Source organism: Paenibacillus sp. GYB006, assembly GCF_036577645.1.
In the GTDB taxonomy this organism is placed as follows: Bacteria; Bacillota; Bacilli; order Paenibacillales; family Paenibacillaceae; genus Paenibacillus.
Genome location: NZ_JARBDA010000002.1, coordinates 480,933 through 493,187, shown reverse-complemented (window position 1 = coordinate 493,187; position 12,255 = coordinate 480,933). Strand labels below are relative to the sequence as shown.

Below are 12,255 nucleotides of genomic sequence, written 5' to 3'. Positions count from 1 at the left end.
GTAAAGTTATTAATGGATCTTCATTCGAGATGACATTCACATTTTTCTATGTTAAAGAAGCTTTATAGATCGTTTCTACGGAACTCGTTAACAGCTTATTGAAGTCTTGATCTGTCTGATCTGCAACAAGACTTTCCGCTAGGGCACGTGAGAAACTTGCAATAACTCCATGGTTGCGTGCCAATTTCTCATTCGCTTCTTCTCGTTCATACCCCCCAGATAAAGCCACAACTCGAAGAACATGAGGATGATCGACTAATTCCTTATAGTAATTATCTTTGCTTGGCAAGGAGAGCTTCAGCATTACTTTTACATTCTCATCAAGTGTAGACAGATGCTTGCGTAATTCCTCTTTTAAAATTTCTTCGGATTTTTGTTTATCTTCACTATATATATCTACTTCAGGTTCGATAATCGGCATGAGTCCTTTCGCCAAGATTTGCTTGGCAACTTCGAATTGCTGCTCTACGACTTCTTTAATTGCTTCTTTATTCGCTTCTTTAATCACGGAGCGCATCTTCGTCCCAAAAATCCCTTTTTCATTTGCTCGGTCAAGCAAACGATCTAGTTCAGGCATCGGTTTCATGAGCTGAACTCCATTTTTCTCATCAGTCAGTCCTTTATCAATCTTGAGAAATGGAACAATTCCTTTCTCCTCCCACAAATACTCCCCAGTAAATTTCCCGTCTATTTTACGATCCATTGTATTTTCAAATAAGATCGCTCCTAAAATATAATCTGAAGAAAAAGCAGGACTCTTTATAATTCGTGTTCTCATCTCGTGAACTAGGGTATACATCTCTTCTTCATTACGATACTCATTTTCCTTTACTCCGTATTGTAGCAAGGCTTTGGGAGTACTGCCTCCGCTTTGGTCTAGCGCTGCAATAAATCCTTTTCCTGATCCCATTCGTTCTAGTTGTTTTTGATTCATCTTAAAATACCCCTTTCTCTTTCTGTACTAAATTTAAAAAATAGGACTCCAATTCATTGACTCTACTATTTCTATACCGTAACTCAGCAATTCCCAAACATTCGACGCGAAGAAAGGAAAAGATTTTATCGTGTAAATAAAGCAGGATAATTATGGTAAAATGTTGAATATTGTCCATATAAAAAGATTATTATTCAAATATTGAGGTGCGCGATGAAAAAAACAATGATTTTATTTCTTTTCAGTTTATTATTATGCAGTATTTTTCCAAGCATCGGGCATGCTTCGAGTAATCCGCCTAAAGCCAAAATTATTCTTGATGGTAAAGAAATCGAACTGCCCTCCCATGCACAAGTGAGCATCATCAATAATTCGGTCATGATTCCCATCCGTGTCGTTGCAGAGAATTTAAACTTTAAAGTAACCTGGGATCAAAAGATAAAACGCGTCAAAATTCAGAATGATACAGATACCTTAACGCTCACCGTGAATAAAAAAGAAGCCTTGGTCAATGACACCCCATCCCTGCTTGAAGTTTCACCGAAAAATCTGAATAAAACGGTCGTCGTGCCGCTTCGGTTTGTAAGTGAAAATATGGGACTTGCTGTGAAATGGGATAATAAGAATAAAGTAGTTACGCTTACAAGCAGTATTCCTGTAGCAGATTCAAATGGCAGTGAGGAAGAAACCTATGAGGAATCTGTCAAACAAGTGAATGATATGTATTTTGCTAACAACCAGCTCGTCGTATCTTTAGATGGGGAAGTAAAACCTTCTATATCTACACTCGCTAATCCTCAACGGATTGTGGTCGATATCCCGAACGCGACTTTCTCAAGCTCCTTTTCACAATCTTTAAATATAGGGACGATAGGAAAACTGGATGTTAGCGGATACTCCAGTGTTTCTGAGGTGAGATATTCCTTATTCAGTCGTGATCCTGAAGTTGTTCGAATTGTTATCGTTGCCGACGAAGAAATTCCTTTTGAGTTTCAGACAGAAATGGAATCAAATACACTCGTTGTCGATGTAACGGAAGCAGATGAAAATAACACTGCTGTTCCGCTCCCTCTTCCTGTTCCACCGGTTGACAATTCGGGACGTAAAACCGTTGTCATCGATCCCGGTCATGGCGGCAGCGATCCAGGTACAATCGGTATTACAAATACACATGAAAAAGACTTTACTTTAGCTTTAGCCTTAAAAGTAGAAGCTTTATTAGAAAATGAAACGCAGATCAATGTAGTTATGACTCGTGATGAAGATGTATACCCTACCCGGACGGAACGAGTAGCCTTAGCGAATCAATTAAAAGCAGATATATTTGTATCGATTCATGGGAATAGTGTCCTAGCCTCCCCTCAAGCTAGCGGGACCGAATCCTATTATTATCAGCGAAGCAGCAGTAAAGATTTAGCAAAGGTTATTCATAAACATCTTGTAAAGGCGCTCGGTTTTAAAGACCGCGGTGTTAAAGAAGGGAATTATCAAGTAATCAGAGAAACAACGATGGCCGCCGCACTGCTGGAGATTGGATTCCTTAGTAACCTAGCAGAAGAAGAAGCACTCTTTACAGAAGCTGTACAAGATAAAGCAGCACAGGCAATTGTAGAGGGGATTAAAGAATATCTAGGTGTTTAGAAGTTACGTTCTCTCATTTCATATTTACATTTGTAACTTGAAATTTCTGACCCTAATTCTGAATAAAGAGACCGCTGGCACTTATGTCAGCGGTCTCTTTATTCAAATGGACTTAGCCATTTTGATATTCGTAATCTCATATCCCATCTTTTCATATAATCCTCGTGCAACTTGGTTGTGACCAAAAACGTGAAGCCGAATTTTCTCCATGCCGAGTTCTTTTGCTTTCATTTCGATTTCTTTCATGGCTTGTTTGCCATATCCCTGCCCTTGATATTTCTCCCATATCACAAAATCATAAATAAAGCCTTCTTTATAATTGGTGGATGACTCAGGTGCAATCCATATCATTCCTAATAGCTGCTCTTCATCAAAGATGGAATACAAATGATTAAATTCAGTTTTCTCACCTTTTGGCAATAGTCTGGAAAATTCTTGCTCAGAGCGATCCATCGCTTCTTCTTCCGACCAATTACCAGAAATAATCTTATCTTTTGCATAATCTTTAATGGCATAACGCATGTACTGCTGAAACTCTTCTTGGTTCATAGGATCTAATGTAACCATATTTTATCCCCCTGTCATTTAGCTAGCCCTGAATCTCCACCATTAAAAAATGTTCCATTTCCTGATTTATTATGTATATATCATCATATGTAGAATAACATTAAATTAGCTGATGATTAAAGATTATTCTTCAATGATTTCCTGTGCAACCTGCTTAGAAAGATAAAATGGAGTGACCCTTTATGCGTAAAAGTTTACAAGAATTTAGAGATCTCATGATTACAGAGAATAAGTTAAGTTTACATGCAGACGTTCTTATCGCTTTTGATCATCTTCTTGATATGGTAGATGATCATGAAGCACAACATCAAATTGAACTCGGGATCCAAAGAACAAACTATGAAAAATCCAATGGCCTGGTGGAAGCAGCAATTCGTGAAGAAATGCGTTTCTTTCGAGAAGCAATCCATACTGTCATAAAAAAGACGGTACTCGATCTTATTCATGTAGGAAAAAAAGATTGGCAAAAGTTTTATGATCGTGTTCAGTAGGAAAATAAAGAAAGAAACTTTTCCCTCACAGGCGGTTTCTTTCTTCAAAATAGATGTGATAATGTGCAGCGCATCTTTCATTAAATAAAGCCTGGCAATGTGGACAGCTATCCGTCTTCATATACTCTGTAATAGACAATTCCGTGTGACAATTTCCGCATAGGATTGCAAGTTCACTGAACTGTTCCTGTCGCCAGCGCTGAATGGCGTGATCAGCATGTTCCTCATGACACTTATAACATGGATAATATCGGTTGCAGCATTTGAATTTAATCGCAATAATATCTTTCTCCGTATGATAATGAACACATCTTGTTGCATTGTCTACGACAGCTCCGTATACATCCATTTATACCCCCCCTATCTTAATCATCAGCAAAATCATGGGAAACAGGATGGTTAATCCTCCAACTATCACATCCATTCTCTTAAATTGAAGTTGCTTATAAACGGTTCTTCCCTTCCCATTTCCATAAGCCCGTGCATCAATCGCATAAGTAAGCTGTTCAGCGCGTTTGACGGTCGTAAAAATAAGCGGTACGAGAATGGGGACAAAGGCGAAAATACGTTTCATCCATGACAAAGAAGCTATATCATGCCCCCTTGCCTTCTGTGCTAGAAGTATGCGATCGAGTTCCTGCATAATCGTAGGAATAAAGCGAATCGCAATGACAATCATAAGTGAAAACTGTTCTACTGGCACACCGATTTTAGATAACGGGGACAGCAGGTTTTCCAAGCCCTGAGCCAAAGATAACGGTTTGGTGGTTAACGTTAACATGGATGCGAGTAAGACTAGTAAAACGATTCGCAAGACAAATCGCGTTCCATTTAGCAGTCCTTCCACTGTTACACTGATAAAAGAGTAAGACCACAAAATAGCGCCTTCCGTTGTGAGCGCATGAAAGAAAAAAGTGAACGCCAAAATAAATAAAATCGGTTTTATGCTTCTGAATACAACACGAAAGGGGACCTTGGATAATCGGATAATACCTATGATGAAAATGACTGCAAACCCGTAACTAATAAATGTATTCAGGAGCAGAAAGCTAAGCATGATCACGAATAGACTTAAAAGCTTGGTTCGCGGATCTAATTGATGAAGAATCGAATCCCCCTCTGAGTATTCTCCTAGTAGTATATTATTCACCATTTGTAAGTCTCCTTGCATGCCAAATAGGCAGCAGTTGTGCGAAAATTTCCTGCTCCTTGCAGCTCTTTACGGTAATTTTTTGTCCGTGTAATTGTTCCATGAGATGTAAGAACTGCACGGGTTCAGGTAAGGATAATCCTGCCTTTGCAAGCAGATCTGATTTGTTTAAAAACAAAGTTGTGGTATCTTCATGCCCTACTAATTGCCCCTCATGGAACACCATGACCTCATCTGAATATTCAGCAACATCCTCCATATGATGCGACACGAAAACAACAGTCCTGTTTCCTTTCTGCTGCCATTCTTTCAGCATCCTCAGTAGTGCGACTCGGCTTACGGGGTCAAGTCCCGCGGTTGGTTCGTCCAAAATGAGCAGCTTTGGGTTCATCATTAATACAGAAGCAATCGCGACACGGCGTTTTTGTCCCCCGCTTAATTGAAATGGAGCGCATGACAAAATATCCTGGGTAAGACCCACCTCAGGAAGTATGGACTCAGCAGCCTGTTCGATCTGCTGCGAAGTAGAACCCTGCAACTTTGGTCCAAAAGCGAGTTCTTTATAAACGCTCGTCTCAAACATTTGATGTTCCGGATACTGAAAAACAAAACCAATATCAGGTACTACTTTCATCCTTCCTTTGCGATCTTTTGGGACGGTCTGCTCATTTATACGATATTCTCCATCAACCATAGGAAGCAGCCCCTTTAATACTTTGACAAAGGTAGACTTACCCGCACCCGTTCGTCCAATGACGGAGATCCATTTACCTTCGTGAATCGTACAGCTGACATGGTTCAAAGCTGCTTGTCCACCATATTTCACTGTTACATCTATTAATTCATATCCCATTCCGAACGAATCATCTCCTTCCAATCTGCAGAAAGCGGTGTGTGTAGATTCAATCCTTGATGTAGTCGAACGGAGAAGGGCATAGCCAGTTGATAGTCATCTAGCCGCACGGTTTTAAAAAAGGTCTCCGGGTCACCATCATATTCAATACGGCCTTGATGTAAGAGGAGTACACGTTTGGCATATAGTACTTCATCCATATGATGGGTAATATGAATAATGGTCATACCCTGACTATGCAGTTCCTTCATAATGGACAGCACTTGTTTTCTCCCCAGCGGGTCAAGCATGGAGGTTGCTTCATCGAAAATAATCAGCTGAGGACGCATAGCTAGTATTGCCGCTATAGCGACACGCTGTTTCTGTCCTCCGGACAGGTGGTGCGGCATCGCTTCTTTATAATCTTCCATATGAACCGCTTGTAGGGCATGCTCCACACGATGATCCATTTCTTCTCTAGGCACCCGAATATTCTGAAGACCAAACAATACCTCATCTATTACCGTTGTGGTGATAAACTGATCCTCCGGATTTTGAAAAACAATCCCGATTTGCTCATGAATGTTCACAAGATCTTCCCGATTTGAAGTGTTCAGATTACCTAGTTTCACTTGGCCCTGCTTGGGCAAGAGCAATCCATCCATAAGCTTAGCTATCGTAGATTTTCCGCTGCCGTTAGCCCCAACCATCGCCACAAACTCACCTGACTCAATGGTAAAGCTTATGTCTTCTAAGACCTGTTGTTCTTGTTGATAATAAAAATGTACATGATCAAAAATAAGCATCTATTTCGTTCCCTTCTTCTGGTGCCAAGCAGTGAAAAACCTCTCTATTCCGTCTTCGAAAAAGGAAGGTGCCGGCTTTTGCCATTGGGTCACCTTCGAACCATTAACTCCAAAAATTTCACCTGTTATATCCTGATCAGGTTGTGCCAGCAATGCGGCTGCGAATTGCGCGACATCATCCGGATCACCGACTTTCCAGAAATCAGGAAATGACTCTTTGCGCCTAGCGCACTTTTCCTTTACATGCTCAATTACAGGTCTAGTCATATCCGTTAATGCGGCAGGCGAAATACCATTTACCCGTATCTGATAGCGCGCAAGCTCTGCAGCTAAAGTCCACACCATGCCGAGCACTCCGGCTTTTGCTGCACTATAATTCAACTGTCCTACAGAACCTGATAACCCGGCAGTCGATGTCATGAACAGAATGTCGCCTCCATATGGAGTCATATAAGGCAATACTCGCTGAGTGCAATAGAATGCACCATGTAAATGGACATCGATAACCGAGTTCCACTCATGATCCGTCATACGTATACACTTTTGGTCATGTAAGTTACCAGCACAATGAATCAATACATCTATCCTGCCATACTTTGCTGCAACATGGTCTACCATCGCAGTAACTGCTAATGGGTCAGCAACGTTAGCACAGTATCCAGTAGCCACGCCTCCTGAGCTCTGAACTTCTCTTACCACTTCATCTATAAGACTTTGTTTGGTACCATTGATAACGACCTGATAACCGCTTAATCCAAGCTGAAGAGCAATACTTCTTCCAATCCCCCTGCTCGATCCGGTAATTAAAGCTGTTTTACCCATTAGAACCTCTCTTCCACTGAAAAAGTGCCCTTCGCAATAACTTCGCCAGTTTCTGCTGTAACAGTTATGTCAATATGATCTGCGCAAACTTCAAAGTGAAAACTTGCTAACGTATCTGTTAATAGTGGATTGATAAATTTCATGTTGCAGGTTTTGATCCACTGAGCTGGATGGTCCGCTAAATACAAGGACTGTGCAATACCCATAATGTACATTCCATGTACAATTGGCCGTTTATAACCGGCCCTGGCTGCAGCTTCAGCATTCAAATGAATGGCAGCTCTATCTTTAGAGGCAGCAGCATACTGCTGAACATGGTCAGCTGTAATTCGCTTTTTCATATTCCATCACCTACGGAGATTAATACCGTTTCTGCTGTAACGATAAGTTTGTTCTCACTGGTACACACGAGTCTATGAGTATACAAGGTCAAATTCCCATGACGCCCAGCTTTTTTCTCTACTTTTTGTAACGATAATTCACAATCCAGAGTCATACCCGCCGTAAGTGGAGCCTCGTAGCTAAATTGCTGTGATCCATGAATTAGAGGTCCGTTCATAGGGAGCCACGGAATATCAAATTCACTCCAAAAAATAATCGGCATTGTGGCTGGAGCAATCAACTCACCACTTGATGTTGGCACGGAGAATTCGATGCTCTTCGCATACCGAGTTATCGACTCTGCAGATACATAAATCCGCTTATGAAGCTCATTCATTCCACCGCCTCCACTAAAGTGGCAAGACCAATTCCTCCGCCAATACCAAGTGTAGCAAGCCCGCGTTTGAAAGGTTTTCGCAGCATTTCAGCGCATAGTCGCGTCATTAAAATAGCACCGGATGCACCGTAAGGATGGCCTAAAGCCAGCGCCCCGCCACCACGGTTGACCTTTTCCTCGGGGATCTGAAGCTCTTTTAATGAGGCCAATACTTGAGAAGCAAAGGCTTCATTGAATTCAACAATATCTAAATCGTCCACTGTCAGCTGCTGACGGTTTACCAATTTTTGAACAGCTGGAACGGGCCCAATCCCTAAATAATGAGGATCTACCCCTGCTGCCTGAGTATCCACAATGCGCAAGATAGGCTTTAATTTAAGTTCAGTACATTTATTGAGGGACATGATTAGAACTAGCGCAGCCCCATCATTCATCGGACAAGCGTTTCCGGCCGTAACCGTACCTTGATCCAGAAAAATAGGCGGCAATTTCCGCAGCTTTTCCATGCTCGTGTTGGCTCTCGGACATTCATCGGTGCCCATGAGCTTTCCAGCCACTTCGATCGGAACAATCTCCTCAATAAATCTGCCGGATTGCTGTGAATGAATCGCCTTCTGATGGCTTTTTAAAGCATACTCATCCTGTGCTTCTCTGGAAATCTGAAACTTTTCAGCTACATTCTCCGCTGCTATGCCCATATCCGGATCGCCATACGCACTTGGAGTAAACGGAGCACGCGTATACAGCTGCGGGACACCCATCAAGGTTTGCGGCTTGGTCATTCTCCATGGAGCCCGGCTGGTACTTTCGGTCCCGCCTGCTAGATAGACTTCACCCGCACCACTCTGAATGAGTCTGGCTGCTATATTAATCGCTTCTAAGCCAGAACCACACTGCCGATCAATCGTGACACCTGGCACTGTGACAGGAAGCCCCGCTGCAAGTGCAGCCACTCGTGCAATATTACCTCCTGGTCCCACCACATTGCCAATAATAACATCATCAATGAGGTCGCTCTGCAGGTTTGTTTCAGTGACAATATGCTGAATAAGCGGTGCTAATAATGACTCTGGTTCCAGTTCACATAATAATCCGCCCATCTTACCAATAGGCGTACGTTTTGCCATGACAACAACAGCCTCTTTCATAGCATCACTCTTCTCATGTATTCCTTCATCTCATGGCGAGCGATCTTCCCGCTGCTAGTATAGATGAATTGATCTACTGTAATAAGCTGTTTTGGAGCTTTGTAGCTGGCTAAGTACCTACGGCAATGCTCTTTAATTTCTTTTAGAGACAAGTGTTCTTCTCCGCTCCATTGTATAAGTGCCGTCACCTGTTCTCCCCAATAGTCATCAGGCTGCCCAAACACCATTACTTCTTCAATCGCCGGAATGAGCTGCATAACGGATTCGACTTCCTCTGCAAAAACGTTCAGGCCCCCGGATACGATCATATTTTTTGCACGGCCAGCCAGGTGTAAATATCCATTTTCATCTATAGAAACATAATCTCCAAGCATGAGCCACCCATCACGGAAGACATTTGCTGTTTCGTCAGGTAATCCATAATATCCTGAGAACATCATTTCACTTCGGATATATAGCTGTCCAATCTCTCCTACGGGCAATTCTTTAAAATGCTCATCACGTATAGAGATTTCTACGCCTCTAAATGGTTTACCAACCGAATTCGGTTTATTTTCTGCATATACATCGATATAACTAATATAGCTCGCTTCAGAGGAACCATAAAATTCGTACATTTTTGCTCCACCAAAAACCTCCATGGATCTTTTTTTGGATCCTTCCGACCATTTCCCTCCCGAACTGATCAGCGCTTGCATGTATGCCCTACCTGGGATGGCCTCCCGCATCATCGATTCAATCATCGTAGGAACAACAAACAGAATCATGCCCGGAATATTTTCACATAGCTCCAGCACCTTTTTTGCATGGAAATGCTCTACGATATGAAAGGTTGCTCCACTTACCAGACTCTGCATTAAAGCAAATAGTGACAAAGAGTGTACAAAGGGACCGGGCGCCATAATATGTTCCATGTTATGAAACTCAAAAGCTTCGCTTGTTGCTTCAAAGCTTTTCATCCAAGACAAATGAGTGCGCATGTATCCCTTGGGCACCCCTGTTGTACCTGATGTGAAAGCGATAAATAATAATTCGTTTGTTTCATCCACTTCGGCTGCCGGGTTCAAAGAATCAATCCAACCGGCATAGGAGCACGTTTCTTCATGTGAAAAGGTGAGGAGCGGGATCTCATTATCGGACATGCGTAGTTTTCTCGTATAGGCTTCCTCCGTAAAAATCATACGAGGATCGCATTGCTGTAGGATGGTGTTAACCTCCGACTGGCTCCATTTTGGATCTAGAGGGATAGGAACACATCCTGCATAGATGATACCAAGAAAAACTTCTACGAATTCTATACGATTCGTTGATAAAATTGCAATCTTATCATGATGGAAACCCTTCTGCTTAAAGCCATGAGCTACTTTTTTGATCCTTGTTACCAATTCAGAGTAAGAAAGACTATTCTCATTATGAACTAAAGCAATTTTATCAGGCTGATGCTTCCCGCATTCCAATATCGCCTTTACTATATTCAAATTCATCACACCTATTTATGACTTAAAATTCCGTTTTTTTAAGATCGATGGACTTTATCTTCAATGGGACTAATCGTTTTTAATTGAACCGCAACGAATGCTGCAATCAGAGCTTTGATACAATCTCCTGGTATGAATGCCAGAGCACCTATAAGGCCAGCCCAAATTGATGTATTCGTTACGAGCGCCATAACGGGTGCACCAATTAAACTAACAAGCAAGACACCAAAAACAACATTAATCATAAATAATTTCCATGTTTTCAGCTTTCCCCATACCTTCTCCGTCATATATCCTATACAGAATGCGGCAATGGGCCAGCTTAGTATGTATCCTGCCCCCGGTCCTATTAAAGCGGCTAATCCTCCACGTCCTCCAGATAATAGCGGTAAACCTAAAGCAACTAATACGATAAATAAAATCAAACTTATTCCAGCCGTCTTCCTCCCTAAAAAGCATCCTGCCAGCATAACACCAAGTGTCTGGGCAGTAATTGGAACGGGGATAAATCCTAGGGGAATTGGCGGAAGCATCCCGAGCACGCCTATAAATGCTGCGAATAATGCAGCGAATACCATTTCTTTTGTCTTCAAGTGAATACCTCCGATATCATTGTGAAACAATTATTCTATTAGAGCCGACATCTAATGTAATAGAATTATATCTTCATGTCCCTTTATTGTAAACCCGTAATTATTATTTTTGGTTTACAATCATAAAAAAACCACAATCTTTTGTGGTTTTCGTTACTCTTAAAGGTTTAATTTTAATAAACTCACATCGAAGTTATTCCAGCTAACATAACAAATAACATCAAAAGTAGAATACCTAAGATCATTTGAAAGATAGAACATAGCAAAACAGTTTTTGAACGGAAATTGACTCCAATCATGCCGATCACTATTCCGAGTATCCCAGCACTACCCCAATATAGATTGGCCCACGGCTCTGTCAGTTTATATAATTGGTCTGTTAAAAAGACAAGTAAAAAACTGATTTGGTAAAGAAGTACGATCATCACAAGTATGGAATATATGTATTTTGTTCGTTTTGTGAAACCTGCAAATGTAGGAGCTAATTTTCTTCTTACAAATCGTACAAACGGAACAGCAAGAATAAGTACTATGAACACGAATAATATAACCAATGTACTAAACGTCACATTAACACACCCTCATCATAGCTTTACTTCAACTGACAAATACCAGAAAACAAATGCTTTGAATAACCACGGTCATCAGAGTTACAACATGCTCCCTCTCTTCTCGAATGAATCTCCATTCCATAAATGCACGAAATATTAAAAACACAGTTGCAAAAATAATCCAAATAAATTCCAGTGATCCCTGCTCCCATAAAAAAATAGCTGTTACTCCACTTATAATCAGTAAAATGCTGCCCCATCTATAAACGTTCTTACCGGAAGTTTCTGTTATACACTCTGGGTCATCTTCTACCAGCCATAAGTGGAGTATTCGTTCCATAATCCCGACAAACAAAATCACCCATGTAATAGTAGCATCCATTAATAAGTTTCCTCCCCTCTATAACCTTACGAGTTGTCCTTGGTGATTCCAAATTGTGTCTTATATCCCTTTATCGTATACATTTCACTTCAATTAATAAACGTTTTTATTGTATTCCTAGTTACATCAGTTACATAAGTAT

General features: G+C 41.2%; 15 protein-coding genes. 2 read left to right on the top strand and 13 right to left on the bottom strand.

Annotated features, from left to right (window positions below; genetic code table 11):
- Positions 1-46: 46 nt before the first annotated feature.
- The gene (locus PV403_RS07745; protein ID WP_213531665.1) at positions 47-934 is read right to left on the bottom strand and encodes a fructose bisphosphate aldolase; all 888 of its coding nucleotides are present in this window, start codon (positions 932-934) and stop codon (positions 47-49) included.
- 213 nt (positions 935-1,147) lie between these two features.
- On the opposite strand from PV403_RS07745, the gene PV403_RS07740 reads away from it, so the two are divergent.
- Positions 1,148-2,575 carry an N-acetylmuramoyl-L-alanine amidase family protein gene (locus tag PV403_RS07740; RefSeq protein ID WP_332084081.1) on the top strand — a complete coding sequence of 476 codons (1,428 nt, stop codon included), beginning with the start codon at positions 1,148-1,150 and terminating at the stop codon, positions 2,573-2,575.
- Positions 2,576-2,677: 102 nt separating this feature from the next.
- On the opposite strand, the gene PV403_RS07735 is transcribed toward PV403_RS07740, so the two are convergent.
- On the bottom strand, positions 2,678-3,142 hold the full coding sequence (locus PV403_RS07735) for a GNAT family N-acetyltransferase (RefSeq protein ID WP_213531660.1): 465 nt from the start codon (positions 3,140-3,142) through the stop codon (positions 2,678-2,680).
- Between the two features lie 182 nt (positions 3,143-3,324).
- Here PV403_RS07735 and PV403_RS07730 point away from each other — a divergent pair, with 182 nt between their 5' ends.
- Positions 3,325-3,633 (top strand): hypothetical protein, encoded by a 309-nt coding sequence (locus PV403_RS07730; RefSeq protein WP_213531658.1) that lies wholly within the window; start codon positions 3,325-3,327, stop codon positions 3,631-3,633.
- 25 nt (positions 3,634-3,658) lie between these two features.
- Here PV403_RS07730 and PV403_RS07725 read toward each other — a convergent pair whose 3' ends face one another.
- From PV403_RS07725 to PV403_RS07675, 11 genes are all read right to left on the bottom strand, one after another.
- Positions 3,659-3,982 (bottom strand): CHY zinc finger protein, encoded by a 324-nt coding sequence (locus PV403_RS07725; protein WP_213531656.1) that lies wholly within the window; start codon positions 3,980-3,982, stop codon positions 3,659-3,661.
- Complete coding sequence (locus tag PV403_RS07720) at positions 3,983-4,786, bottom strand: energy-coupling factor transporter transmembrane component T family protein (protein WP_213531654.1); 804 nt, start codon at positions 4,784-4,786, stop codon at positions 3,983-3,985.
- Complete coding sequence (locus tag PV403_RS07715; protein WP_213531652.1) at positions 4,776-5,636, bottom strand: ATP-binding cassette domain-containing protein; 861 nt, start codon at positions 5,634-5,636, stop codon at positions 4,776-4,778. Before PV403_RS07715 ends, PV403_RS07720 begins: the two co-directional genes overlap by 11 nt.
- Positions 5,621-6,421, bottom strand: a complete 801-nt coding sequence (locus tag PV403_RS07710; protein ID WP_213531650.1) for an energy-coupling factor transporter ATPase — start codon at positions 6,419-6,421, stop codon at positions 5,621-5,623. The genes PV403_RS07715 and PV403_RS07710 overlap by 16 nt, the downstream gene beginning before the upstream one ends.
- A complete protein-coding gene (locus PV403_RS07705; RefSeq protein WP_213531648.1) occupies positions 6,422-7,243 on the bottom strand; it encodes an SDR family NAD(P)-dependent oxidoreductase in 822 nt (273 codons plus the stop codon). It lies immediately after the preceding gene.
- Entirely contained in the window at positions 7,243-7,584 is a 342-nt protein-coding gene (locus tag PV403_RS07700; RefSeq protein ID WP_213531646.1) for a MaoC family dehydratase, read from the bottom strand. Before PV403_RS07700 ends, PV403_RS07705 begins: the two co-directional genes overlap by 1 nt.
- Positions 7,581-7,961 carry an FAS1-like dehydratase domain-containing protein gene (locus PV403_RS07695; RefSeq protein ID WP_332084080.1) on the bottom strand — a complete coding sequence of 127 codons (381 nt, stop codon included), beginning with the start codon at positions 7,959-7,961 and terminating at the stop codon, positions 7,581-7,583. Before PV403_RS07695 ends, PV403_RS07700 begins: the two co-directional genes overlap by 4 nt.
- Positions 7,958-9,109: a thiolase family protein gene (locus tag PV403_RS07690; protein ID WP_213531642.1), complete on the bottom strand. Its 1,152-nt coding sequence runs from the start codon at positions 9,107-9,109 to the stop codon at positions 7,958-7,960. The genes PV403_RS07695 and PV403_RS07690 overlap by 4 nt, the downstream gene beginning before the upstream one ends.
- Positions 9,106-10,593, bottom strand: a complete 1,488-nt coding sequence (locus PV403_RS07685) for a class I adenylate-forming enzyme family protein (protein WP_442951740.1) — start codon at positions 10,591-10,593, stop codon at positions 9,106-9,108. The genes PV403_RS07690 and PV403_RS07685 overlap by 4 nt, the downstream gene beginning before the upstream one ends.
- Positions 10,594-10,625: 32 nt before the next feature.
- Entirely contained in the window at positions 10,626-11,180 is a 555-nt protein-coding gene (locus tag PV403_RS07680) for a biotin transporter BioY (RefSeq protein ID WP_213531637.1), read from the bottom strand.
- A 597-nt stretch (positions 11,181-11,777) separates the two neighbouring features.
- Positions 11,778-12,113 carry a DUF4181 domain-containing protein gene (locus tag PV403_RS07675; RefSeq protein ID WP_213531635.1) on the bottom strand — a complete coding sequence of 112 codons (336 nt, stop codon included), beginning with the start codon at positions 12,111-12,113 and terminating at the stop codon, positions 11,778-11,780.
- Positions 12,114-12,255: the final 142 nt, after the last annotated feature.

Excerpts from the sequence above, each read along its gene's own strand:
- PV403_RS07745 (WP_213531665.1), bottom strand. The coding sequence starts at position 934 with ATGAATCAAAAACAACTAGAACGAATGGGATCAGGAAAAGGATTTATT.
- PV403_RS07740 (WP_332084081.1), top strand. The coding sequence starts at position 1,148 with ATGAAAAAAACAATGATTTTATTTCTTTTCAGTTTATTATTATGCAGT.
- PV403_RS07735 (WP_213531660.1), bottom strand. The coding sequence starts at position 3,142 with ATGGTTACATTAGATCCTATGAACCAAGAAGAGTTTCAGCAGTACATG.
- PV403_RS07730 (WP_213531658.1), top strand. The coding sequence starts at position 3,325 with ATGCGTAAAAGTTTACAAGAATTTAGAGATCTCATGATTACAGAGAAT.
- PV403_RS07725 (WP_213531656.1), bottom strand. The coding sequence starts at position 3,982 with ATGGATGTATACGGAGCTGTCGTAGACAATGCAACAAGATGTGTTCAT.
- PV403_RS07720 (WP_213531654.1), bottom strand. The coding sequence starts at position 4,786 with ATGGTGAATAATATACTACTAGGAGAATACTCAGAGGGGGATTCGATT.
- PV403_RS07715 (WP_213531652.1), bottom strand. The coding sequence starts at position 5,636 with ATGGGATATGAATTAATAGATGTAACAGTGAAATATGGTGGACAAGCA.
- PV403_RS07710 (WP_213531650.1), bottom strand. The coding sequence starts at position 6,421 with ATGCTTATTTTTGATCATGTACATTTTTATTATCAACAAGAACAACAG.
- PV403_RS07705 (WP_213531648.1), bottom strand. The coding sequence starts at position 7,243 with ATGGGTAAAACAGCTTTAATTACCGGATCGAGCAGGGGGATTGGAAGA.
- PV403_RS07700 (WP_213531646.1), bottom strand. The coding sequence starts at position 7,584 with ATGAAAAAGCGAATTACAGCTGACCATGTTCAGCAGTATGCTGCTGCC.
- PV403_RS07695 (WP_332084080.1), bottom strand. The coding sequence starts at position 7,961 with ATGAATGAGCTTCATAAGCGGATTTATGTATCTGCAGAGTCGATAACT.
- PV403_RS07690 (WP_213531642.1), bottom strand. The coding sequence starts at position 9,109 with ATGAAAGAGGCTGTTGTTGTCATGGCAAAACGTACGCCTATTGGTAAG.
- PV403_RS07685 (WP_442951740.1), bottom strand. The coding sequence starts at position 10,593 with ATGAATTTGAATATAGTAAAGGCGATATTGGAATGCGGGAAGCATCAG.
- PV403_RS07675 (WP_213531635.1), bottom strand. The coding sequence starts at position 12,113 with ATGGATGCTACTATTACATGGGTGATTTTGTTTGTCGGGATTATGGAA.